The sequence below is a fragment of the Sphingobacterium sp. UBA1897 genome (genome assembly GCF_002337775.1).
Lineage (GTDB): Bacteria > Bacteroidota > Bacteroidia > Sphingobacteriales > Sphingobacteriaceae > Sphingobacterium > Sphingobacterium siyangense.
The window spans coordinates 82,776-107,329 of the sequence record NZ_DDGR01000003.1 but is presented as its reverse complement, the minus strand read 5'-3'; the positions used below and the strand labels follow the sequence as shown (position 1 = coordinate 107,329).

Here is a 24,554-nt window from a genome sequence, read left to right as displayed (position 1 = left end):
TTTATATGAAGATAGCATTCGTGATCAACCAAACCCATAAAGAAACTGCTCGTTTCACGACGACTGTTTTGGCATTGAAAGCCCATCAAATGGGACATGAAATTTATTATATTGGCTTGGCCGATTTCTACTATGAGTCGGCCCATATTGCCGCCCATGTGCGAAAAGTACTCCCTGATCAGATGCTTACCTCTACCAATAGCCTCATGGAAGTATTGCGCGCAACAGAGAAAACGAAGATGATTTTGGAAGATATGGATGTGGTTTGGCTACGGTTTGATCCAGTCCTCGATATGGTTAGCCGACCTTGGGCTGCCGCTTCAGCCCTACAATTTGCCGCTCTCCTAAAAGAAAAAGGTGTATTGGTTATCAATGATCCCGATAGCCTTAGTCGGGCTAGTAATAAGTTGTATCTCGAGGGATTTGATGAATCTATTCGACCTAAAACAATTGTAACCCGAAACTATGCCGATGTCATTGAATTTTTTGAACAACAGAATAAGCTTATTATTTTGAAACCCTTGAAGGGGTCCGGCGGTAAAAACGTGTTTTTAATCAATAAGGATAATCAGCAAAACCTCAAGCAAACTGTAGAGGCTATTGCCCGAGATGGTTATGTGATTGGCCAGGAATATCTTCCGGAAGCTGCCCGCGGTGATATTAGATTCTTTTTACTAAATGGAGAGCCTATTTCGATCAATGGTAAGTATGCTGCTGTTCATCGCGTGCAACAGGGGGATGAGATTCGGAGCAATGTGCATCAAGGTGCAAAGACGCAAGAAGCTATTATTTCACCGGAGTTATTGCTTATGGTTGATAAGATCCGGAATAAATTAGTTCAAGACGGAATGTATTTTGTTGGTTTGGATGTGGTAGGAGATCGTATTATGGAAATCAATGTATTTAGTCCGGGCGCATTATGCCAGACGGAAGAAATTGTAAAAGAAGATTTTTCGGCGCTTATTATTGAAAAATTAGCGGAGAAGGTTGCTTTCAGAGAACGAGGTTGATGACAATTGTATCGATGAAAATTGATGTTGTTGAAATCGCTGCGGGAGTGCTAAGTTAATGATTTGCGGTAATTATGAATTTGAAATGAATTACAGGAATTAAATTCTTGTTATTTTTGAAAAAAGAAAAATATGCTGATTATCGATTCTCCATCCCGCAACGCCTATTTTAACATCGCTTCAGAGGAGTATTTATTGGGTAAATTTCCTGAAGAGGATATTTTTTTACTCTATGTAAATGACCCTTCAATTATCGTGGGTAAATTTCAGAATACCTTGTCCGAAATCAATCTTGATTATGTCAACGAGCATCAGATTAAGGTTGTGCGACGAATGTCTGGCGGTGGTGCTGTTTATCATGATGCTGGAAACTTAAATTTTTCTTTTCATACCTTATTGGGAAATCATGATTTTATGGATTTTTCTACCTTTACACAGCCGATTGTACATATTTTGAACAAATTGGACATCCCTGCAAAATTAGAAGGAAGAAATGACCTCCTGGTAGATGGGAAGAAGTTTAGTGGAAATGCCAAGCTTGCAAAAAATGGGAAGATGATTCAACATGGTACGATATTGATTGATTCGCAGATGCAGGTATTAAGCGATGCTTTAAAGGTCAATCCATTGAAGTTTGTAGATAAGGCTGTAAAATCGAATCGCGCACGTGTCACAAACTTAATTGAATATCTACCTGCTGGTTTTACGACTGGAGATTTTAAGGAATTGTTGATTGAAGAAATAAAACGTGAGAATCCGGCAGCCAAAATGATTGAGTTTACCGCTTCGGATATTAAAAATATAGAAAAATTGGTTGAAGAGAAGTATGAAACATGGGATTGGAACTTCGGTTTTTCACCAAATTATAACTTTAAAAAAGCAATTAAGATCCCTGCGGGATTCATCGAGTTGCATTTGGATGTACATAAAGGATACATTGAAAGGGCTAAAATTTTCGGTGATTTTTTTGCATCCCGATCAATTCATGAACTTGAAAATTTATTGATTGGTGAAAAGCATGAAGTAGGAGAGATTGATACCTTACTGAAATCAATTGATTTGACGACGTATTTTGGAAAAGTTGAACCCGCAGAAATTCTTACCTTGTTTAAATAGAAAATGTAGTATTGCCCGATACGGGTGTTAATTAATAAATATATGCCTTGGAATCCAGCTATATACAATCAATTTAAAGATGTCCGTTTTAAACCGTTTTATGATTTATCTGAACTAATTACTACCGATAAAATGGAACATGCCGTCGATTTAGGTTGCGGTACAGGTGAACAGACAGCTATCTTAAGCGAACAATTTTCTCAAGCGACCTTTCTTGGGATAGATTCTTCTGCGGAAATGCTTTCTAAAAGCCATAAGTTGGAAACGGAACGTCTGAAATTTAGGCAAAGTTCCGTCGAGACCTTCCTTGCAGAGCCAAAAACCTGGGATCTTATATTCAGTAATGCTGCTTTACAATGGCTGGAAGATCATCAGGTTCTTTTCCCTCAAATTATTTCTAAGCTTAATGTTGGTGGGCAATTGGCGATACAAATGCCTTATCAGCCCGAAAATATACTCAATAAAATTTTATTTGAATTGGCGACGGAAGAACCCTATCGATCCTATTTAAGGGGCTGGAATAGGCCTTCTTCGGTATTGGATATTGATACATATGCGCAATTGTTATTTGATAATGGCTTGGATCAACTAAACCTTTCTCTTCGTGTCTATCCGCTCATCGCTGCTGATGCAGACATGCTTTATAATTTTATCGCTGGGTCTGCTTTGATTCCTTACATGGAACAATTGGAGGAAGATAAGAAGTCTGTGTTTGTAACTGAATTTAAAACACGCATCGAAAAACATTTCACTAAATTTCCAGCGATCTATTCTTTCAAGCGCATTTTATTATATGGGCGTAAAGGGTAATTCACATATCGATCAGATCGGACCAATGGGCAGCTGTGATCGTAGCCAGGTCTGTTGGAGCTAAAATAATCTGAAGCCCCCTTTTTCCCGCGCTTACCGAAATCGCTGTCTCCAATTGTGCGGCCTCTTCAACAAAGGTTGGGAACTGTTTTTTCATGCCAATAGGTGAACAGCCACCACGAATATAGCCGGTCACCGTTAAAAGGTCTTTCATCGGGAGCATTTCGCAGTTCTTATTCCCAGAGGCTCTCGCTATTTTTTTTAGGTCGAGCTGTGCATTTCCGGGAACTACGGCGACAATATAAGGATCTTTGTTGCCTTTTAAGACCAAGGTTTTATAAAGTGTCTCGGGCGACAAACCTAGGGTTTCGGCGACATGCTCAGCACTGACGTCCTGTTCGTCTACCTCATATGCTCTGAGTTCATACGTTATTTTTGCTGTGTCCAACAGCCGAACAGCATTTGTTTTACTCGACATACCCTAGCCTTGTTTTTTCTTATTAAAATAGGTCGTTATAGCATCTAGCGTGTATGTATTCAAACAGTTGCTTGCTTGCATACCACCCTTTTGCGCCACCAATACACCATATTGCATATCGTGCAATCCCTCTGTACGATGGGCATCCGGATTAATGGAAAGTAAAACTCCTTTCTCTACTGCATAACGGTGCCATCTCCAATCCAGATCTAATCGTAAAGGATTTGCATTTATCTCAATGACAACGCCATTTGCCGCACAAGCATCGATTACCCGTTTAAAATCTAAGGGATATCCGGCTCTACTTAATAATAGTCTTCCTGTTGGATGGCCTAAGATTGTTGTATACGGATTTTCGATCGCTTTGATTAGTCTTGTTGTGGCTTTGTCTTCGTCCATTTTCAGATTGGAGTGTACGGAGGCGACAACGAAGTCAAACTTAGCCAATACCTCATCGGGATAGTCTAATGAACCGTCAGCTAGAATATCAGATTCAATTCCCCTGAAAATCTTGAATGGAGCCAATTTTTCGTTTAATGTCGCAATCTCATTCCACTGCTGCTCCAATCGCTCAATGGAGAGGCCGTTGGCATAAACTGCCGTTCGCGAGTGATCGCATATACCCAAATATTCTAGCCCCAGGACATCTTTACAATGTAATGCCATTTGCTCGAGGCTATGTACGCCGTCACTATAGGTGGAGTGATTGTGGAGTGTTCCCCTGAGATCTTTGTATTGAATCAGCTTTGGCAGTGAATGCGTTTGAGCCTGCACTATCTCATTCAAGCCCTCTCGTAATTCGGGTTCAATATAATCTAAACCCAAGTTACGGTAAATGGCCTCTTCACTGGAAAGTGAAGGAAGATCCGGTAGAATATTAAATAGAAGATCGAGATGTGCAGTGGATCCGGTACTAAGAATCAGGTCGCGATAAAAATCATTGATATTACTACTGAATACTTTGAAAGTAAACCCCAATTCATCGGTCAGTTCTATGGAGTTTTCTGTTTTTTCCACTAAAGTAAATCCATCGAGGAATTTTTCGACGTTGTCTATACTTTCCGATATTAAAAGATCTACGGTACTCAAAACCTCGCATTTTCTTCTGAAATCTCCTGTATATGACAGCAGCGAAGAAGGGAAATGCAATTTCAATTCGTTGAAAAATTTTTCTGCGAGTGGAAGTACTTTTGCATATAAAAACCATCCCTTGTTGGAAATAGAAAACTCAATGGATTTTTTGATGTCTTCCTGCGTTTTAAGACCAAACCCTTTTGCTTCTACGAGACGGTTTTCATTACAGGCGTAAAGTAATTCGCCCACACTTTCAATCTCGAGTTCTTTCCAGATAATTTGAATCTTTTTAGGGCCAAGGCCCTTAATATTTAACATTTCAATAATACCGGATGGTGTGTTTTCAATAAGATCCTCAAGCTCTTTGAAAGTTCCTGTAGCGGCAACTTCTTTGGCTTTTTCAGCCGTACTTTTTCCTATTCCTGGCTGTGCACTCAAATCTTCAAGACTGGCCTCTTCAATACGGAAAGGTAGCTTGTCCAACTTAAAAGAGGCACTTGCAATGGATTTTGTTCGAAAAGGATTTTCGTTGTGAAGCTCCATCAATTGGCTACATAATTTGAAAATTTTTGAGATCGCTTTATTGTCCATCGTATTTGAATTGTTAAGCTACAAATATCTTAAATTTTAGGTCAAAATAACAATTCAAATATGGATATTATAGCGTTAAATAATGTAAAAAAGCTACTTTAAATGCCTGTTTTTCTCTATTTCTTGAAATTAACAACAAAGTGACAAATGCATGTGTGCTTAACCAAACATTTTGGCTATGTTTGCCGTTTTTGGGTGTTAAAATTGTGGTTATTTTGAGCATATCTTATAAAAACAACCCTATTAAATAGTAAAATATCATGATAGCAGACATTAGTGACAAAGAAATCAGTGGGCTTTATAAAACAGGTATTATTCAACAAACTGCTTATTGGTCTGCAGTAAAAAAAATGCAAGGTATACAATCCAAGGCATTTAATTTTAAATCCAAACAATCCGATCTGTATGTTGGGGTCGAAGACGATACCTATTTTATCGGCGATCTATTAATTATCATACAAGCCATAGATCAGGAACATAGCATTGCCTATGTACCTTATGGGCCTGAGATTGAACCTTCAGATGAAAACCAAGGCTATTTTTTAGAACAGTTATCGGAGAGCTTACGTTCCCATCTGCCACCAAATTGTATAATGATACGCTATGATCTATCTTGGGAATCACATTGGGCTAAAGAGGATGATTGTTATGATCTTCATGGTAACTGGCTAGGGGTACCGGAGAAACGTATTCAGGAAATGCGCTTTAATTTTAATACAGAAAACTGGAACTTTCATAAAGCCAATACAGATATACTGCCTTCCAATACTATTTTTATGGATCTTAGAAAGGGTGAGGATATGTTGCTTGGAAATATGAAATCTAAGACGAGATATAATATCAATTTAGCAGAGCGAAAAGGAGTACGTGTGCGTTCGCTGGGGCTTGAAAGTTTGGAGATTTGGTATGAGCTTTATCGGCAGACAGCTCTTCGAAACAACTTTTTTTTACATGATATAAGCTATTTTAAGATCGTTCTTTCTGCAAGGGCAAGTGATACATTATCTCCCGCAGATGTATATCTTTTAGTAGCCGAAGTGGATAACCAGCCTTTGGGCGCTATGTTTTTGGTAATTGCGGCAAATCGGGGGACTTATCTATATGGAGCTTCTGCTTCCGAAAATCGTAATTATATGGCGACATACGCTTTGCAATGGCGTGCGATGCAGCTTGCGAAAGAAAAAGGCTGTACGGAATATGATTTCTTTGGAGTATCGCCACAGGCAGATCCTTCACACCCTTTATATGGCCTTTATCGTTTCAAAACAGGATTTGGTGGTGAAATCTACCATCGTATGGGCTGTTGGGATTATCCCTTGGACAATAGGAAATATCAGTACTATGCGTCAATGGAGTTTAAAAACCAGAGCTATCATTTAAGTTAGAAATTAGAAGACCTCACCCAAGGTGAGCCTAACGCCGCGGTGATTCTTACTGATACCATAGTCGATTCCAATGTTGGTGCCCGAGTTTTTGTTAAATTTAATTCGTGCACCAGCACCAGTGCCGACGTTCCAGTCTTCGAACATGGAATTCTTTGGTCCGTTTAATGTGGTAAAGTTCATAAATGCAACAAATCCAAATAAGCCATTTTGGGTGATATCACGACGATATTCCGTTTCTAAATAGTAAAGTGATTTGCCACGAAAGCGGCTGACTGGAAAGCCTCTTCCCGAACTATTGTATGGATCCCATCCTAAATTAGGAAGATCAAGATAGGGCGCTTTACTATTAAATACAGTCCAGAAGAAACTCCTTATGGCAATCATATTTTGGCGATTTCTGTCTTGGTTAAGCCTATGGTATCGTCTAACTTCGAGAAATAGCGATTTCCAGTTCTGATCGCTTCCTAAGAATGTCGGATTTACACGGAACTGTAAATTGGCATAGTTACCCGACCAAGTATTGATCGAATTGGCGCGCGTATCGTAAATTAAATTGAAGCTGACTCCTGAAGACATGGTATTGTCTTTTAAATCTGTTCCATAAGGGTAGGAAGTGTAGTCTTCGAGCTTGGTATTGCTCGTAGACTTAATATTCATTCTATAATCCAGGTCATAACCAATTCCCATAAAAAGGCCCCCATGAATTCTTTTTAATGCATGTTGGTATAAACGAAAGTAGGTGTAATCTAAATTAATCTGCTGGTCGCCATGATGCTCTTTGCCGATACCCCAAGTTTCGTGCGGATATTTTAATAGGCGGATATCGCCATCAATCACCCATGTATTCTCTTTTAACCAGATGTAAGAACGGATTGGCAGGCCAAATCGTTTTCCAAAATTTGTGTAGGGCGTAAATGTCATTTTGGACATATAGGTATCGGAACGATCTCCTAAATAAAACCCTGCGGTTGTACTTGTAATTAAAGCATGCCCTCCTCCAGGAACATTTGTCGAAAAGGGTAAAAAGGAAAAATAGATTTTCTTTCCTGTACTATCGACATGTTGGGGAGGCTTGATATGTAATATTTCTTTTCCAATATCAATCAGGTCCCGTTGTTTACTTGTATCAGCGAGATGTTTGGTAGTTTCTATTTCATTGACGGGACGTTGTGCATATGCAGTATCGGCAAGTACAAGTAGAACCATCAAAATAGACCATTTAATATAAAAAAGATATGCGCTATCGTAGTGTGTCATGAAAGAATGCAATCTAGTAGGAAATAGACAGAATAACAATATTCAAACCAATAATTTATTCATTCTGTCACGTTTTGGCTATAAAGAGAATTGACTGGAAATTTCATTCGCCTAGAAAAAAATATCATTTACCGATTTTAATGTAATGTTAATCTAAATGTAATGAAATCAATATATGCGTTGTCTTAACTTTGAATCAGAAAATAAATAAAAAAAGTACGCAACAAATTTATATAGTAAGCGACAATAAAATAAGAAAATATACTAATACATTATAAAATTGAAAAAGATATGAAAACTTTAGTAAAAACATTTGTAGCAGCGGCAATGATTGCAATCTCTACTTGCTCAATGGCTTCAGTTAAACCAGAAGAACGCAATTTAATTACTGCTGATTTAGCCATCGATGAATACGTTGGAGCAATGACCGAAGGTCAGGTAGCTAATTTGGACAAGCTTTTTACAGCTGATTTTGACCAGAAAATTTGCGGTAAACAAGATTTGAAACATAGCCGTCATGAGATGATTGAATTTTTGAAAAAACAAAAAGGAATCAAGATGAACTGCAGAACAACAACACAGATCGTTGAAGAATTACCTGATTATGCAATAGCGAAAGTTACGATGCAATTTGATGGTTTTGCTAAAACAGATCTGATCACACTTGTTAAAGAAAACGGAACCTGGAAAATTTCTAAATCTGTAAACTCTTATAAATAAGAATTTGCTGTCAAAATTGGTCGATTAAAAATAAAAAAAGGGTACTTAAGTACCCTTTTTTTGTGGAGCATATCAGATTCGAACTGATCACCTCTTCACTGCCAGCGAAGCGCTCTAGCCAAATGAGCTAATGCCCCTGCTTTATTTGGTGTCGCTAAGATAGTACTTTTTTGGATAAACAAAGCCTCTTTTTTATTTTTCTACTGTTTTTTGTAGATCTGTTATATAGTTGCTTTTTTTTGACGACCTAAATGCATTATAATCAATGGTTTTATCTATTTGGTTCCTTAAAGATATTTTTATCCTATTGAAAAACAAGAGAGTTTACCGGCGTACTGGAGGATATGAACAATGTATTAGTGTCCTCCAGTAAGCAGCGCTTCGGTTCGCTTAATCTGACCTTTATCTTTCCAGGCATCGTGCCCAGGAATAACCATATTAATTTCGGGATATTTTGCCAATAACCTCGCTAGGGATGGCTTCCAGGATTTTATATCCCCATCTGCCGTAAATCCTAGATCTTGGGCTTCGGAGCTTTTTATAAAACAACCTCCGTCTAGGATCTTATATTCGGGAAACCAGACAACGACATTGTCCATGGAGTGTCCGGCACCAAAAAAGTTTAAAACAAAAGATTGTCCGCCGACGCTGTAGGTTTTATTGGTGGAAACAAGATGAGTGGCCTGGGCTTTGTGATTTGCCTTTAGCAGGTCGTTCGTCATTTTTGTTGCATAGGTTGGAATTCCAATGCGGTTGTAATAAGCAAAGCCACCTGCCCGGTCTTCGTGCCAGTGTGTCGCGTAAACAGCAATGACGGGTAAATTATGTTTCTGTTTGATACTGTCCAATAAGGGTTGATATTGTGTGGAATCCCATGGTGTATCAAAAAGGATAACGCCTTTTTTTGTAATTAGGTATACCGCATTAGCAGCATATTTGGTCCCTTCAAATGTATTAAAGGTCGTGTAAAGATACAGTTGCGGATTTAACTTCTCTATTAAAAGAGGCTTTTCTTGCGCTTGTAGAGATGGGGAAAGACCGAGTAAACCAATGCTCAGGCATACACCAGCAAATGTTGCGCGAATATGAGGAGAAAGAAGTGAGATCATATTTTTGAATGTTATTGCATTAACGTTAGAACAAAATGATTATTATTTTTTCAAGACCTTGTTAATACATTTTTTAGGTAGACTGAACAAAGTCTTCGCGATAAGGAGTGAACGAATCGATCAGTTCTCCTTCTTCAAGACATTCACATCCATGAATCAATTGTGAATAAATGATACAAGAATCACCTGCGGTTAGGATGCTGTCGACACCATCAATATGGTATCGGAATTTTCCTGCACTCACATAAGAAATCTGTGTGTGGGGGTGTTGATGAAGTGCACCGATGGCCCCTTTTTTAAAACGAACTTTCATGAGCATGAGTTCATCATTAAAAACGAGTATTTTTCGCATAACACCTTCGCCCAGGTCTGTCCATTGCTGCTCGCTGTCGTGTAAGAATATTTCGCTCATCTAATTGTTGATTTATGGATGTTTCGATTGGAAAACGCTCTTTTTCCCAATTATAGTAAAAAATTACGAATTTACGGCCAGATCCATTGCTTCTTTTGAAGCATATCAATTTGCTTTATAAAATTTGAAAAAAGATGGGATGAATTAAAAACCAAATGGTCCAAATACGTAAAAAAACAGTTATTTTGCGCTTGAGCAATATGTATATTACACGATGAATTATTTCGACGAGCTTATTACTTTATTACAAGAAGAGCAGCAATTTGATCGATTACAACATGAAAACTTGTTGTTGAAAAGTAGTTTGAATGAACGAAGAATGCAAGGTGTCACCTGGTTTCCGATTCAGATAACAGATACGGAGCTTGGAAGAGGAGACTATTTGTCCGTTAATTTAAATCGAACAAATCATTATGAGGTCGAACATAAGTTTCGCTTTGGTATGCCAGTTTGTCTGTTCTCAAATCACGATCCCGACCGAGATCGAATAGTGGGCATCATATCTTCGATCAATAGGGATGGGATGCGAATTTCATTTCGTGTCGATGAACTTCCAGAATGGAGCAGAAGAGGAAAGCTTGGTGTTGATTTGTTATTTGATGAGTATTCCTATCGGGAGATGTTCAATGCATTGGAGAAAGGAAAGGAATTGAGCCGTGATGCAAAGCAAGGTGGTTTTGTGAGAAGATTAATCGGTGAAGAGGTGATTCCAACTGAATCTATTGGAAAATTCTTTGAGCATCCCAACTTAAATACAGGGCAAAATAAAGCGATCCAACAGCTATTGGAAGCAAGTACTGTGGCTCTTTTGCATGGGCCGCCGGGGACAGGGAAAACAACAACATTGGTTCAGGCCGTGAGCGCATTGCTAAAACAATACAACAAGCAAGTATTGGTTGTTGCGCCGAGCAATACGGCCGTTGATCTGTTAACCGAACGTTTAGACGCTGCTGGAATTGCAGTAACAAGAATAGGAAACCCTGTTAAGGTTTCGGAACATCTTCAAGAATTGACACTCGATGCAAAGATTGATCGACATCCCGCAAATAAGGATATTAAAACACTTCAAAAACAAGTGCGGACGTATACAGAGATGGCTCAAAAATATAAACGTAATTTTGGAAAGGCTGAGCGGGAGCAAAGAAAAGCATTGTTTGATGAGGCCCATCGAATCAGAAAAGATGTCGATAAGATTCAAGATTTTATCAGTGCGGATGTTTTGGATAAATCGCAGGTAATCACTGCAACTTTGGTTGGATCGAATCATGAGGTTATTCGCAATCGCAGCTATGAAACAGTCATTATTGATGAGGCCGCACAAGCATTGGAGCCTGCTTGCTGGATACCGATATTAAAGGCACATCGAGTTATTTTGGCCGGTGATCACAATCAATTACCTCCAACAGTAAAATCAAGTAGCGTATCTCACCATGGCCTGAGCCATACATTATTCGAAAAATTGGTGGATCATAATCCGCAATTAGTTTCTTTGTTAGATGTGCAGTATCGCATGAATGAACAAATTATGGAATACCCGTCCGCAGCCTTGTATAATGGTTTGTTGAGAGCAGATAGTACAGTGGCACAGTGGAGCTTAGCAGTGGATACCGAACCGGTCTTATTTATCGATACAGCGGGAGCGGGGTTTGAAGAAACGGAAAGTGAGGGCGCAATCTTCAATATTGGAGAAGCTCATTTTATTAAAGCCCATCTGAACGACCATATTGGGGCTTGGAAAGCTTCCTTGAGCCTAAATGAAAGCCTGAGCATCGGGGTGATTGCACCTTATCGAAAGCAGGCCACTTTATTGAAGGAGATATTGGATGAGGAAGAAGTGCTACGACCTTTTAACGACTTGATTAAAATACAGACAATAGACAGTTTTCAAGGACAGGAGAAGGATGTTATTTACATCAGTTTGACCAGAAGTAACGCTGAACAGCAGATTGGTTTTTTGTCTGATGTTCGCCGGATGAATGTGGCAATGACTAGGGCTAAGAAGAAATTGGTTGTTATTGGAGATAGTGCTACAATAGGTTCACATCCGTTTTATCGAGAATTTATTGCCTATACCGAGTCGATAGGGCACTATCATAGTGTGTGGGAATGGGACATTTCAGCAATATAACGTAAGAGGCCACTTCATAGGAAGTGGCCTCTTGCTTTTATTGAAACTTACTGACTAGATTGATTCCTGTAATCTCTCCTTATTAAGAAGTGAACTTCATCCAATCTGTGTTATCATCATAGTTCATAAGTGGTTCGGCATTATTATTATTTGATAATTGGCCTACCAACATATAAATATCCATGCTCACGTGTTGACGTGTTATTTCTGTCATCTTATCATTGAACCCGGCATTGTTAATTTGTAAAACATACTGAAAACAAATGACGCGGGCGATTATCTTTCCAAGGGTAACAAGTTCACGTTGTTTCGGCTGTAGCGGAAAGTCAAAATTCAAGATTGATGAGAAAAATGGTGCTGCAAATTCAGTTGAGCTATATTTTTTTAAGAAAGACAATAAGTTGCTTTCTTTGGTTTTGCGCATAAGTTTACCGATCGCTTCAGCAACTTGAGAATAAAGCATTTCATTTGACCCTTCAAAGATTTGAAAAGGTCTACTGTCTATGAGGCCACGACCCGCAACATGGTCTAACCTGTAGCCATTTGCACCGGATAATTGCACACATATTTGCGCGGCTTCATGCATTAAGTCTGTCACAAATGCTTTCACACTATTGGCATCTACACCATAGGCTGAAAGGTCATTATGGATAGAGCTGATCGAGACACTGTATGAACACATTGCAGAACACAAGGTAAATGCAGCCTGTATGCGCGACAACTGAAATTTAACAGAGTCTAATTCATTTAAACTAATACCTGCTACACGGCGTTCGGAACAATGTGTCATGGCCTCATCCAACATCCGCTTTATAAAACCCATCCCCATTCCTGGGAACTGTAATCTGCTGCGGTGGAGGGTATCTAACATCAATTTAATTCCTGTACTTTCCGGGTTTAGTCTGTGATCTGTAGGAACATTGATGTCGATGTCGTTCACACCATAAGGAATCGCATAGAGCCCAAGGCTATTGTATTTCTTTGTAACAACAATCTTTTGTTCTTCGACGGCATTTTCTGTGACAAAGAAATCTATATCCCGCACCAGTTCTCCATTTTCATTTTTCTTGCGTGCTGTCACGAGCCAAAAGTCTGCAGCTCCAGTAAGACCTTGCCAGTGTTTTTCACCTTTTATATAGTACTTATCGTCCTTTTGTTCGTAAGATGTTCGCATATTGAGTGCGTCACTGCCGTAAGCCTGTTCGGTAATCATTAATCCTCCCATTGCCTGGTTTTCCAAAAATTGATGGAATACCCGCTCTTGAAGTAAGGTGTTGCCGTATTTGGCAAAAGGTTCCAAAAATAGCGCAATATTAATCCCGAAGATTAGCGATAAAGATAGTGATTCATAAGAAGCAGCTGCCAGTACACCCAAACATTCTTTTACATGAAGTCCCCGGCCACCGTGGTGTTCTGGGATAGCAACCGACAAGGGTTGCATTTTCATGATCTCAGCTAAAAACTCAGGCGGTAGCCCACGCGTTAAACTGAGCGAGTTATAATCATACTCTTTATTAAATAAGCTTGATAGCCTAGTTTTAAAATCCGCAATAAACAAATCGAAATCTTGGGTTATATTGTTGTGTTCTGAAACCTTAAGCATCTTTAAATATGTAATTAAATGATGGAACAATGTAAATTGAAACATGAAGAAGAACTGCCGGTTGACCAAAAATTCTCTTTTGCTTCAATCACTTACACAAAAATAACTCCAATCAATTTGATTCTCTTGTGTACTTCAGTATAAAAGATAGGACAAATCGTGCATATTGAAAACCTAAGTTGCTCTGTTTCGATAAGAAGTAGGAGAAACGCCAACTATTTTTTTGAAAAGCCGCGAGAAATAAGAGGGATCAGAAAAATCCAATTCATAACAGATATCTGCAATGCTTTTAGTGGATTCAAACAATAGAAATTGACTGTGCATAATCAGCACTTCAAGAATGAGTTCCTTCGACGATTTTTTGAATACAGAAAATACGCACCGATTAAGGTAGTTTGTAGATACCGCGAGTTTATCCGCGTAGAATGAAATATTTTTTTGCTTTTTGAAGTTTTTGTGCACAAGCTGTTTGAACATCATAGCAATTTCCTGTCTCCGATTGAGCGCTAGGTTGGATGAAGATAGCTTGATAATTTTTAGAATTGCAGATTTTAATAAATTTTCAAATAGTTCTTTATAAGGTAATTCCGAAAGCAATTCATCATAAAGTAATCTGAAAAGCTCTTGAAGATCGCTGCTGTCTCGCGCCGTTAAGTTCAGTAAGGGTGAGATATTAAAGATATTCAAAATCTCCTGTTCCCGGAATATGGAAGTCATTGCATTGTCGTTTATTAAAACGCAATGGCCTTTCGCAGATTTATCGACCGACTTTATTGTTGAGATATTGCCGTAATTGCTGATAAGAATTGCTGGAGCTGTTACGACATATTCCTTAGCTCCAATTTGATGTTTAAAATAACCCTCAGTGATATGAACGAGCAGGTTATAGCCCAAGAAAATAGGTGGGGTCGGGAATTTAATGTAAGGAGCGATTTCACTGAGCTGGAATATCTTGATCGGCGATTGCTGGTAGCGAAGATGCTCCAAACTACCTGTCATAAAACGATCTACAAATTCACCCGCATTTACCTGCTTTTCCATTATCAATTATTATTATAAAATTTAGTATGCCACAGCTTATGAATGTCATCTATTGTTTCATGTGCAAATCATGCTCCCAATAATATTCCAAAGGTAGCTGGATAAAACTTGTTTATCAATTTTAACAAATGATTTGCTAAAATAAAGCTTTATCCTTAGTTTAGTTTTTGCAATCAGATAAATAGCCTGATGCTCAGGGGCTATATTTTAATATTATAAACCAAATGAATATGAAACTAGTGCTCATTTCTATCTTGACTCTATTCCTGTTCAGAAATGCAACTGCACAGATCTCGTTGAATTATTGTAATGATCGTATACAAACTGGAGCAGAACAAACCGAGCGTTATCTTCCTTATTTAATGAATAAACGTATTGCAATATTGGGAAATCCATCTACGGTTATTAAAGGGAGACACCTTGTTGATAGTCTACTCGCACGCGGGGTTCAGATTGTGAGAATTTTTGGACCTGAGCACGGATTTCGAGGCAATGCAAGTAATGGAACTGAAGTGGGGGACGAAATCGATCCGACAACCAAAATTCCTATTGTCTCCTTATACGGGAATAAGAAAAAGCCAACAGCGAAGGATCTAAAAGATATCGATCTGTTTATTTATGATGTGCAGGATATGGGGGTGAGATTTTATACCAATATTAATACCCTTCGGGATATTATGGAAGCTTGTGCAGAAAATGATAAGGAGCTCTTGATCTTAGACCGGCCCAATCCCAATGCCTATCTAATTGACGGTCCTATTTTGGAAGAAGAATATAAGTCGGGTATTGGGCAATTTCCTGTTCCTATTGCACATGGGATGACTACAGCTGAATTTGCCCAGATGATCAATGGAGAAGGTTGGATGAATACTAAAAAGAAGTGTAAATTGAAGATTATTCCTGTAACAGATTATGATCATAGTATGCTTTATAAGTTACCAGTCAATCCTTCGCCCAATTTAAATACGGAACAAAGCATACTCTTATATCCAAGTACCTGCCTCTTTGAAGGTGTGAAAGTGAATCATGGCAGAGGCACCGATTATCCCTTTGTTGTGATCGGTAGTCCAATCTATAAGGGTATATATGACTTTTCATTTGTTCCCGTCAGTAAAAAAGGGATGAGTGAATCGCCACTTTTTATGAATGAAGAATGTTATGGAATAGACCTGCGTAAATATGATCTGCAGCAGCTAGTAGATAGCAAAAAAATAAACCTATCCTGGATGATAGCGCTGTATCGGAATTCTCCGGAAAAAGACAAGTTTTTTGATCAATCATTTTCGAAACAGATTGGCAGTATCGAAAAGCTGGTGGGCGTGGGTTTATTTCGCAAGCAAATTGAAGCCGGTGTTTCGGAAGAAGAAATCCGAAAAAGCTGGGAGCCGGGCCTAAGTAATTATAGAAAGACTAGGGAAAAATACCTTATCTATCAATAATATAACCTGAATAAAAGTAAATCGATGTTTGGACTAAAATATGATTGGCGCCCAATTATTATCCTATGTATTGCAGTGGGATGTTTTTGTCAATTACGGGCGCAGCAGCTGGCTAAAGGCCTAGATCGCCAAAATTATACAGCACAATCCAACATTAGGTTAAATCCCGCGTTGAAATGGAAATTCAAAACAAAGGGAAGGTTGTTTTCTTCGCCCGTCGTTTGGAAGGATATCGTTTTTGTCGGGTCTTGCGACAGTAATCTTTACGCATTGAATAAAACGAACGGTAATATACTTTGGAAGTATAAAACTACTGGTGAAATTCGGTCCACTGTTGCTCTTGATGGCGGAACAGTGTATTTTTTAAGCACTGATGGCTACTTGTATGCCCTGGATGCCCAAACAGGTCGAAAATTATGGCAGTTTTCAACCGATGGTGAAAAGAGTTATGATGTATGGGATTATTTCCTCTCATCTCCTGCGGTTGCAGATGGTGTAGTTTATTTTGGGTCTGGAGATCATCATGTTTATGCCGTAGATGCTAAATCGGGAAAACTTGTTTGGAAATTCCTGACTGGAGGTATTGTGCATGCAGCCCCAACGTTGACACAACAGCGTGTTTTCATTGGTAGTTTTGATGGTTATTTTTATTGTTTGAAAAAAGATGGTACCCTTCATTGGAAGTTTAAAACGGTTGGCGAACGTTATTTTCCAAAAGGCGAGATTCAGTTCCATGCAGCAGTCGCCGACAGTACAGTCTATTTTGGTGCTCGTGACTTTAATGTATATGCGCTAAATGCCACGAATGGAAGTGGTTTTTGGGTATATCATCAACCAGGGAGCTGGACGAGTGTTCCTAGTATTTTTGACGATAAGCTTGTCGTAACCATGTCGGATTCCTATAGTATACTTGTTTTAAATAGAATGGACGGTGTGAAAATAGTTGAACCTAAAGTGCCCTTAAACACATTTAGCAGTGCCACTATCATAGGTAATGAGGCTTTTTTTGGAACGCTGGATGGTGTAATTTATAGATTGGATATAAAAAACGGAGAAGTTGTGCCTGTTTTTCAAACGGAGTCGAGTAAAAAGAACAGGCCGTTGTTTATAAATGATGAAAATGTGCTCCGCGCTGATCTGCAACAAAAATATGAGGATGATATTACAAGACTATTTGCAGACTACCTGCAGATGGGAAGTATCTTTTCAACAATTTGGATTGATGAAAATCGGCTTTATTTTAGTTCGGCTGATGGTGCCATCTATGCATTGGAATAGTAAGTACGCGCTATTTACAAATCGTAGCAGGGCTTACTTTCTCAAAATTTTTTCCATGGATCTACCTTTGGCCAGTTCATCAATTAATTTATCGAGATAACGAACCTTCTGAACCAGCTGATCTTCAATATCCTCAATGCGATAGCCACAGATTACACCAGAGATCTTTGAAACATTCGGGTTTAAGCAAGGTGCTTCTTTAAAGAAATGTTCAAAGTCAATTTTATCGTCAATCGTTTGCTGTAACGATATGGGGTTATAGCCGGTAAGCCAGAAAATGATTTCGTCGACCTCTTCTTTTGTGCGTCCTTTTCTTTCGGCCTTTTGTATATAAAGCGGGTATACACCAGCAAATGACATGCGATATATTCTTGTATTATCCATTTTTACACGTTGATTTTATTAAAGGTATTCATTTTGAATGAAAATAGAAACAAAGGATAGTTGGCTAAATTAAGCATGATCATTGCTAATTGCTGCTACGTAACTATAAAATTTACTTAGCAATTTCTTTAATAATAATATAAATTATAATTCTATCTTTATGTGATACAAAATTATTGAAAGATTATATATGGATTTGAGGTATATTCGAAATAACATACATATTAAAGAAGAGGATCAACAACGTATCAAAGACTTTCCTGTGCTGATAGGAGGGTGTGGAATAGGTAGTTACATTGCAGAGTGCTTATTGCGTATGGGTTTCGAAAATTTGACAATTGCCGATGGAGATGTTGTCGAATTGACAAATCTAAACAGACAAAATTACACAAGCAAGGATATTGGTATTAAGAAAGTATTTGCTTTGCAGGAACGTTTAAATTCAATTAACCCGCAAGCCAAAATAACCGTGTTTTCTGAATTTATTAACAAAGATAATCTATATAATATCGATATTAACCATAAGGTTGCCATTAATGCGTTGGATTTTTCTTCTGATATTCCTTTTGTTTTTGACCAGTATATGGCGAAAAGAAATATACCGGTAGTACATCCTTATAATTTGGGCTGGGCAGGATTTTTAACAGTTCTTCCACCTGAAGGTCTTAATTTACATTCACTGGAAAAGGCTCACAAGACATTTGAATTAAATGTCGGTAAATTTATTGTAGAAAGTTTAAAAACAAAGGGAATAGAAACGAAATGGTTTGAGGAATTTTTGGTAGAATATGGTAAAATAGCGCTGAAGTCTTCTCCTCCGCAGTTATCATTAGGTCTGTATTTATTATCGGGAATGGTTAGTCATATCGTATTTAATTTAGCGACATCTAAACCTGTAAAATTCTTTCCAGATTCCTATTATTTATCAATGATTAGTTGAACTTAATATAATTGAAAAAAACATTCGTTCCATTACACTTTTGTGTAGTAAATTTGTCTCTGTGGGAATTTAAACGAAAAGTCTTTATTTTTATAATTGCATATCGAATAACATTTGCATGAACTGGACGCCTGAAAATTATTATTTTACCAAGCTTAATAAAAACGAACTTCCTGAACTTATTCATTTTTATTTAGTAACGACTCAGCAGCATTACAAACTGGATAGTTATTCCGAAGAGGAATATGCGTTTGACTTTGAGTCATTGATAGGAGAGGATCAGATTTTTTTTGATCGTTCCATTTATTATGTGCTTCGAAGTAAGCTTGATGACTGTATTCAGGCATCCATTAGAATTACATTTTGGGATAAGGAAACGAGTTTGCCGATTCAGAAATTATTTGATATCGAGACAGAAAGTTTGTTAATTCCGCATGTGAAGAATTTTTGGCACATTGGGCGTTTCGTAATTTCTGGAAAGATAATAGGTAATCGGATCAATATTCTGAAAAAGATGCTTTTTGACGCATTTTATGGCCCTTATAGCCTTGGTAGCGGACTAGTCATTGCGGAATGTGATCGAAAGGTGGTAAATACGCTTCGAAAATTAGAAATAGAATCTTTTGAACTTGGTGATCCAATTATCTACCTCTATTCTGAGACATTACCGATCTATATTAAATCAGAATGGCTGGACACTTTTATTGAGAAAAATAAATATTCCCAATTTAGTATGGGAAACCAGGTCGATATTCAAAAATTTGTTGAGATGTCTAAACTAATGCTGTTATGTGCAAAAAATAGTGAATAACATTAGAAAAGAGATAGTTCAATTGCTAATGCTGTAGCTTCTGTAATGCTTTTAACTTTCAGTTTTGAAAATATTTGTTTTTTATGAAATTTTACTGTATCAATTGATACATAAAGTCGATCTGCTATTTGATCCATAGTAAGACCCTGTGCGGAAAAAAGAAGAATATCCTTTTCACGGGGTTTCAATTTAATGCGAGGAGTTTCTACCCAAATATCTTTATCCAAATCATATTCAAACTGTTTCCCATCCTCATCAGATTTAAATCTAATGTTTCCCGAGTTTGCATGTGAAGATATAGAAACCAAGCAGAGCGCGATCCAGGGGTTAGAAAATTTATCCAGGAGCAGAGGCTTTAGTTTATGGTTTACTAATAGTGGTTTATTTCCAGGTTGTTTTAAATGAAAATCGTAAGATATCGAGAATTTTAAGCGATCTTCGGCATCCAAATCTCCAAAAAAGTCAAAACCAACGTCGTTGATCTTTTTTAGTAAATGTAAATCGCTCTCAGGGACATTATTCACATAGTGGTAATAGCCTTCCCGCATGACTTCCGCAGGAGTGCTTCCACACAAAAAGATTGGGTTATCAGAAACAAATAAAAAGCTTTTCTTTGAATAGTCAATTAAATATATACTCTGGTAGGTTAACCTGCTTAAGGATTTGGCAAAATTTATAAAGGCTTCGACAATCTCATAATCATCTTTGCTAAAGTCGTCTTTAACTTGTACCGGCTTGAAAAAATCTTCAATCTTAATTTTCATAGTGTAAATTACAAAGATGATCCGCAATCGCTTTTGAATACCACGTAAAATCGATGTTGTCCTGGCGTGCAAGTTACAAAAATAAGGGCATAATCTCAATTTATACGCTAGTAATAGGCTTTTTTACGTTCCTATCCTTACTTTGTAATCAACGTCAACGTTAATAGTTGAACTTGTTTAAAATATTAAATCTCTATCCAGCAATGAAATAAGTTTCTACACAAATGTGTAGAATATTGTTTATAATGATAATACAAAAGATAATACTCTTATCTTTAAGGTCTCAAAGCAAATAATTGTATAAATATAACTTATTAGATCCAAATAGCCAATAGTAATTATTGCTTTACTTGAGTTTTGACAAAGTTTTAATCCTAGAATAATGAACTCTAGGTAAATTATTGCCATGTGCACCCTTTTATTAAGCTTTTTTATCATAAATAATCTGTAGAAACACTTTTCTAAGTAAAGACAATTTTTCCACCGAAAACTAGGAAACAGGATCGATATGGCGCAAACTACAAATTGACCTAACTTTCCTATCCAAGAATCAAAACCTTTCATTTTCCCAGCTTGTGTCAATTAGATTCAGTTCATTTTTTTTCTTTCAGTATGTATATACATTTTAATTTTATTCATTTGATATTTGTTTTTTTTGTAGTAATATTGTGCTTAAAGTTTTGCTTTTAAACGTTTTTGTAGATTATTAATGTATGTACAATGTGATGTATTTTGTGAATTGTTTCGTGCATTTTATGAGGAAAGCAACTGATGTAATTAAAAATTATAAAATCTGATACTTATGAAATTACGTTTCTCACTTTCTTTTGCCGCCGGTCTGTTGTTCATGTGTGCTCAGTCTGTTGTTGGCCAGGAGCACACAATATGGCAATTGGGAAATTCAGACGGTTCAAGCAGCGAATTTGCCTTGTCCCCGAATGGATATAAGAAATTTTTGGAACATGATTTTGGTTATGAAGACAATGCGTTTATCATAGGTCAATCTTCTTTAACAAGGGATTTACCCTATGTATTGCCCGGTCCGGCCAATGAATGGGGCGGGACTGGAGGAACCTCTGGTCTGAGAACACATTTTTTGAATTTATACTACGTGTTAAACAATAGTATAAAAAATGGTCAGTGTACACTTCAGGTTAAATTGGCCAATAGTGACCCTAAAAATAAACCTACACTACAGATCGCAATCAATGGCAAGCCCTATAATTTTGAGGTGGAGCGGGGAGCAGGAAATGGTGAGCCGCTAGAGAATTCTTTAAAATCTGGAAATTCTACGATAAATATACCATTGCCAGCTGATCTCATTAAGAAAGGCGGAAATCAGATTACCATGACTGTCATAAAGGGAGGTTGGGTTGAATTTGATTCCTTTAAACTGCTGGGGCCACAGCAAGTAAAGCTAATAGCCAATCATTCTGTAATTGTTAAAAATGTACAGCAAGCTGAATTTGAGATCTTAAATGCAGGGAAACCCGTCCAAAATATGTTGGTTGATCTCTTGAAATTGAAAGATGATGAACAGTTGAAAGTAGTCTTAGATGGAAAGAAAATTTATGAGAAAACACGTGAAAAAGGTGCAGCGAAATTGGAAATACCAATGCCTTATGTCGCTAAGGATATATGGAGTAAGTATGAAATTTATTGTAATGGGCAATTAATACAGTCTTCAACAATCAAGCGGGGTCCAAAAAGACTAGGTGGAGTTTCAGATTATGTGAACACGATGATGGGTGCAGCACATTCCAGATGGATGATAGCCCCGGGACCATGGATGCCTTTTGGCATGGTAAAGATAAGTCCAGATAACCAAAATATTGGCTGGCAGGCAGGTTATGAACCTTCTATCGAATCTATTGGTACATTTAGCCATATTCACGAATGGACAATGGCTGGATTGGGAACATTTCCGACAGCAGGTCAATTGAAGACTCGGGTCGGAGATCAGTACAGTACAAATTCAGGATATCGATCAGCAATAGATAAAACCAGCGAAAAAGCTCCATTGGGATATTATGCTGTTCATCTCCTTGATCACGATATCGACGTAAAATTGACGGCTGGTACACGTTCCAGTTTTCAACAATATACCTATCATAAGTCGGACACAGGACGTATCATGATTGATCTCAAGGTTAACGGAGAATATGATTATAAAATTAAAGATTTCTCGCTGAAAAAGGTTTCTGACTATAAGGTTGTGGGATACAGTAATCAATTATCTGAAAACGTTTGGTCCACGGATGCAAAACAGGATTATGTCGTATACTTTGTGATGGAGTTTGATAAACCTATCATAAACTATGGCACATGGCATAATGATCGGTTGACTGAACGGGCTGATTTGGTTGCTGATAGCGCTCAATTTGCGGGAATGTACGTGGAATTTGATGTGCATAAAGATAAGGCTGTACAACTGCGCACAGGGATTTCTTATGTGAGCTTAGCCAATGCAGAGGAGAATCTAAAAACGGAACTGTCGGAGCCATTCGGATGGTCCATTGATCGGGTCGTGGAAAATCAACATAAAGTTTGGGATGAACTTTTAAGTAGATTGGCGATAAAGTCTTCAGACTATTTTGAAAAAGAGAAATTCTATACCAACATGTATCGCACTTTGGCAAGCCGAAACACATTCAGTGATGTGAATGGTCAATGGAGATCTTCGGATGAAGTGATACGAACTTTAGCCCATAAAGGGGATCTCGCTTTAGGTTGTGATGCTTTCTGGAATACCTTTTGGAATTTAAATCAGTTTTGGAACTTGGTTACGCCGGAATGGTCCAATAAATGGGTTAGATCGCAACTTGCGATGTATGACGCAAATGGCTGGTTGGCGAAAGGGCCGGCTGGAATGGAGTATATTCCCGTCATGGTTGCTGAACATGAAATACCGTTAATTGTCGGGGCATACCAGATGGGGATTAGAGACTACGATACTGAAAAGGCATTTGAAGCTGTTAAAAAAATGCAGACAACAAGTCCATTGAAATTTGAAGGTGGTTTTGCAGGTAACAGGGATTTGGATGTCTATTTAAAATATAAGTACGTTCCTTATGATTTGGGCCGGTTTTCCAATTCAATGGAATATAGTTTTGACGACTGGACAGTTGGGCAGTTCGCAAAATCGTTAGGAAAGGAGCAGGAGTACAATTATTTTAATGATCGCGGAAACTGGTGGAGAAACGCGATAGATGTCAGTAGTGGCTATGCTCGGATGAAGGATTCAAAAGGAGAATGGTATAAAGATTTTGATCCTTTTAAATCGGGAGCTAACCATCATTATGTAGAAGGAAATGCATGGCAACTGACTTTTTTTGTGCCACAGGATATTCCTGGGTTAGCTAAAATGATCGGACAGGATGTGTTTTTAAAACGATTGGAATGGGGATTTCCAGAAAGTGAAAAATGGCGCTATAATGGCCCTAATGATCAATATTGGGATTATCCTGTTGTTCAGGGAAATCAGCAATCAATGCATTTTGCCTATATTTTTAATTGGTTGAATAAGCCCTGGTTGACACAAAAATGGAGCCGCTCTATAGGTGAGCGCTATTATGGCCAAGGGGTTTCGAATGCTTATCTCGGCGATGAAGATCAGGGGCAAATGAGTGCTTGGTATATCATGAATGCTATTGGTTTATTTCAGATCGATGGCGGAACAAGGGTCAAACCAATTTATGAAATAGGAAGCCCACTCTTTGAGGAGGTTAAGATTAGATTGGATGGTAAATATGGAAGAGGTGAACAGTTTATTATCAAAGCGAAAAATGCAAATAAGAAAAATATATATGTGCAACGCGCAACGTTAAATGGAAAACCGCTCAATACCTTTTATTTTGATGCTTCCGAATTGCTAAAAGGAGGGGAGCTTGTCTTGGAAATGGGCGCTACCCCGAATAAACAATGGGGACTGTATCAATAAAAAATATGTTTACTGCTAGATCTCAATAGACCGAGTTGACCTATAACAATGATTTGTTAAAATTTGGTTAAACTAAGAGACCTGATATAAGAAACTCATTTTTGATGACGTTATATCAGTAGTTTCATAATTTAGGTTAATAATTGGTTAGTTAGTAAAAGCCTGAAGTTCCCCACTTCAGGCTTTTGTTGTTATTGACCATCATAAATCTCTTTGCTTAACATGTATAGTTTTGCTAAATCCTATTAACAAACGTAAAATCAT

General features: G+C 37.8%; 20 protein-coding genes and 1 tRNA gene. 11 read left to right on the top strand and 10 right to left on the bottom strand.

The features are described from left to right. Positions 1-5 precede the first annotated feature (5 nt). The 3 genes from B4N43_RS02415 to B4N43_RS02405 all read left to right on the top strand — a co-directional run bounded on the left by B4N43_RS02415 (position 6) and on the right by B4N43_RS02405 (position 2,936). Positions 6-1,010, top strand: coding sequence for a glutathione synthase (locus tag B4N43_RS02415; protein ID WP_145331291.1), 1,005 nt, complete (start codon positions 6-8; stop codon positions 1,008-1,010). Between the two features lie 132 nt (positions 1,011-1,142). Next, positions 1,143-2,126, top strand: a complete 984-nt coding sequence (locus tag B4N43_RS02410; protein ID WP_070569302.1) for a lipoate--protein ligase — start codon at positions 1,143-1,145, stop codon at positions 2,124-2,126. Between the two features lie 42 nt (positions 2,127-2,168). Further along, a complete protein-coding gene (locus B4N43_RS02405) occupies positions 2,169-2,936 on the top strand; it encodes a methyltransferase domain-containing protein (RefSeq protein ID WP_145331293.1) in 768 nt (255 codons plus the stop codon). A 1-nt stretch (position 2,937) separates the two neighbouring features. Here B4N43_RS02405 and ybaK read toward each other — a convergent pair whose 3' ends face one another. Then, entirely contained in the window at positions 2,938-3,414 is a 477-nt protein-coding gene (gene ybaK, locus B4N43_RS02400; RefSeq protein ID WP_286732534.1) for a Cys-tRNA(Pro) deacylase, read from the bottom strand. Between the two features lie 3 nt (positions 3,415-3,417). Then, positions 3,418-5,079, bottom strand: coding sequence for a DNA polymerase/3'-5' exonuclease PolX (locus B4N43_RS02395; protein ID WP_286732533.1), 1,662 nt, complete (start codon positions 5,077-5,079; stop codon positions 3,418-3,420). 260 nt (positions 5,080-5,339) lie between these two features. Here B4N43_RS02395 and B4N43_RS02390 point away from each other — a divergent pair, with 260 nt between their 5' ends. Then, complete coding sequence (locus B4N43_RS02390) at positions 5,340-6,464, top strand: lipid II:glycine glycyltransferase FemX (protein ID WP_286732532.1); 1,125 nt, start codon at positions 5,340-5,342, stop codon at positions 6,462-6,464. 3 nt (positions 6,465-6,467) lie between these two features. On the opposite strand, the gene B4N43_RS02385 is transcribed toward B4N43_RS02390, so the two are convergent. Beyond that, a complete protein-coding gene (locus B4N43_RS02385; RefSeq protein ID WP_286732587.1) occupies positions 6,468-7,670 on the bottom strand; it encodes a hypothetical protein in 1,203 nt (400 codons plus the stop codon). Positions 7,671-8,012: 342 nt separating this feature from the next. Here B4N43_RS02385 and B4N43_RS02380 point away from each other — a divergent pair, with 342 nt between their 5' ends. Then, positions 8,013-8,441 carry a nuclear transport factor 2 family protein gene (locus B4N43_RS02380; protein ID WP_083663549.1) on the top strand — a complete coding sequence of 143 codons (429 nt, stop codon included), beginning with the start codon at positions 8,013-8,015 and terminating at the stop codon, positions 8,439-8,441. Between the two features lie 63 nt (positions 8,442-8,504). On the opposite strand, the gene B4N43_RS02375 is transcribed toward B4N43_RS02380, so the two are convergent. The 3 genes from B4N43_RS02375 to B4N43_RS02365 all read right to left on the bottom strand — a co-directional run bounded on the left by B4N43_RS02375 (position 8,505) and on the right by B4N43_RS02365 (position 9,962). Beyond that, positions 8,505-8,578: transfer RNA gene (locus B4N43_RS02375), tRNA-Ala, on the bottom strand. A 219-nt stretch (positions 8,579-8,797) separates the two neighbouring features. After that, positions 8,798-9,550: a BlaB/IND/MUS family subclass B1 metallo-beta-lactamase gene (gene bla, locus B4N43_RS02370; RefSeq protein WP_286732530.1), complete on the bottom strand. Its 753-nt coding sequence runs from the start codon at positions 9,548-9,550 to the stop codon at positions 8,798-8,800. Between the two features lie 73 nt (positions 9,551-9,623). Continuing rightward, complete coding sequence (locus B4N43_RS02365) at positions 9,624-9,962, bottom strand: cupin domain-containing protein (RefSeq protein WP_145331301.1); 339 nt, start codon at positions 9,960-9,962, stop codon at positions 9,624-9,626. Positions 9,963-10,176: 214 nt separating this feature from the next. Here B4N43_RS02365 and B4N43_RS02360 point away from each other — a divergent pair, with 214 nt between their 5' ends. Beyond that, entirely contained in the window at positions 10,177-12,090 is a 1,914-nt protein-coding gene (locus tag B4N43_RS02360; protein WP_286732526.1) for an AAA domain-containing protein, read from the top strand. Between the two features lie 82 nt (positions 12,091-12,172). Here B4N43_RS02360 and B4N43_RS02355 read toward each other — a convergent pair whose 3' ends face one another. Both B4N43_RS02355 and B4N43_RS02350 read right to left on the bottom strand, forming a co-directional pair. Next, the gene (locus B4N43_RS02355; protein WP_286732525.1) at positions 12,173-13,693 is read right to left on the bottom strand and encodes an acyl-CoA dehydrogenase family protein; all 1,521 of its coding nucleotides are present in this window, start codon (positions 13,691-13,693) and stop codon (positions 12,173-12,175) included. Positions 13,694-13,867: 174 nt separating this feature from the next. Next, positions 13,868-14,734 (bottom strand): helix-turn-helix domain-containing protein, encoded by an 867-nt coding sequence (locus tag B4N43_RS02350; RefSeq protein ID WP_172840662.1) that lies wholly within the window; start codon positions 14,732-14,734, stop codon positions 13,868-13,870. A 230-nt stretch (positions 14,735-14,964) separates the two neighbouring features. On the opposite strand from B4N43_RS02350, the gene B4N43_RS02345 reads away from it, so the two are divergent. Then, positions 14,965-16,173: an exo-beta-N-acetylmuramidase NamZ family protein gene (locus tag B4N43_RS02345; protein ID WP_088163500.1), complete on the top strand. Its 1,209-nt coding sequence runs from the start codon at positions 14,965-14,967 to the stop codon at positions 16,171-16,173. A 24-nt stretch (positions 16,174-16,197) separates the two neighbouring features. Further along, positions 16,198-17,451 carry a PQQ-binding-like beta-propeller repeat protein gene (locus B4N43_RS02340; protein WP_286732524.1) on the top strand — a complete coding sequence of 418 codons (1,254 nt, stop codon included), beginning with the start codon at positions 16,198-16,200 and terminating at the stop codon, positions 17,449-17,451. A 33-nt stretch (positions 17,452-17,484) separates the two neighbouring features. On the opposite strand, the gene B4N43_RS02335 is transcribed toward B4N43_RS02340, so the two are convergent. After that, positions 17,485-17,835 carry a DUF2200 domain-containing protein gene (locus tag B4N43_RS02335; RefSeq protein WP_075991811.1) on the bottom strand — a complete coding sequence of 117 codons (351 nt, stop codon included), beginning with the start codon at positions 17,833-17,835 and terminating at the stop codon, positions 17,485-17,487. A gap of 190 nt (positions 17,836-18,025) precedes the next feature. On the opposite strand from B4N43_RS02335, the gene B4N43_RS02330 reads away from it, so the two are divergent. Continuing rightward, on the top strand, positions 18,026-18,775 hold the full coding sequence (locus B4N43_RS02330) for a ThiF family adenylyltransferase (RefSeq protein WP_075991812.1): 750 nt from the start codon (positions 18,026-18,028) through the stop codon (positions 18,773-18,775). A 118-nt stretch (positions 18,776-18,893) separates the two neighbouring features. Beyond that, entirely contained in the window at positions 18,894-19,586 is a 693-nt protein-coding gene (locus tag B4N43_RS02325) for a hypothetical protein (protein WP_075991813.1), read from the top strand. A gap of 2 nt (positions 19,587-19,588) precedes the next feature. Here B4N43_RS02325 and B4N43_RS02320 read toward each other — a convergent pair whose 3' ends face one another. Continuing rightward, entirely contained in the window at positions 19,589-20,350 is a 762-nt protein-coding gene (locus B4N43_RS02320; RefSeq protein ID WP_075991814.1) for a response regulator transcription factor, read from the bottom strand. 802 nt (positions 20,351-21,152) lie between these two features. On the opposite strand from B4N43_RS02320, the gene B4N43_RS02315 reads away from it, so the two are divergent. Next, entirely contained in the window at positions 21,153-24,290 is a 3,138-nt protein-coding gene (locus tag B4N43_RS02315) for a GH92 family glycosyl hydrolase (protein WP_088160899.1), read from the top strand. Positions 24,291-24,554 lie beyond the last annotated feature (264 nt).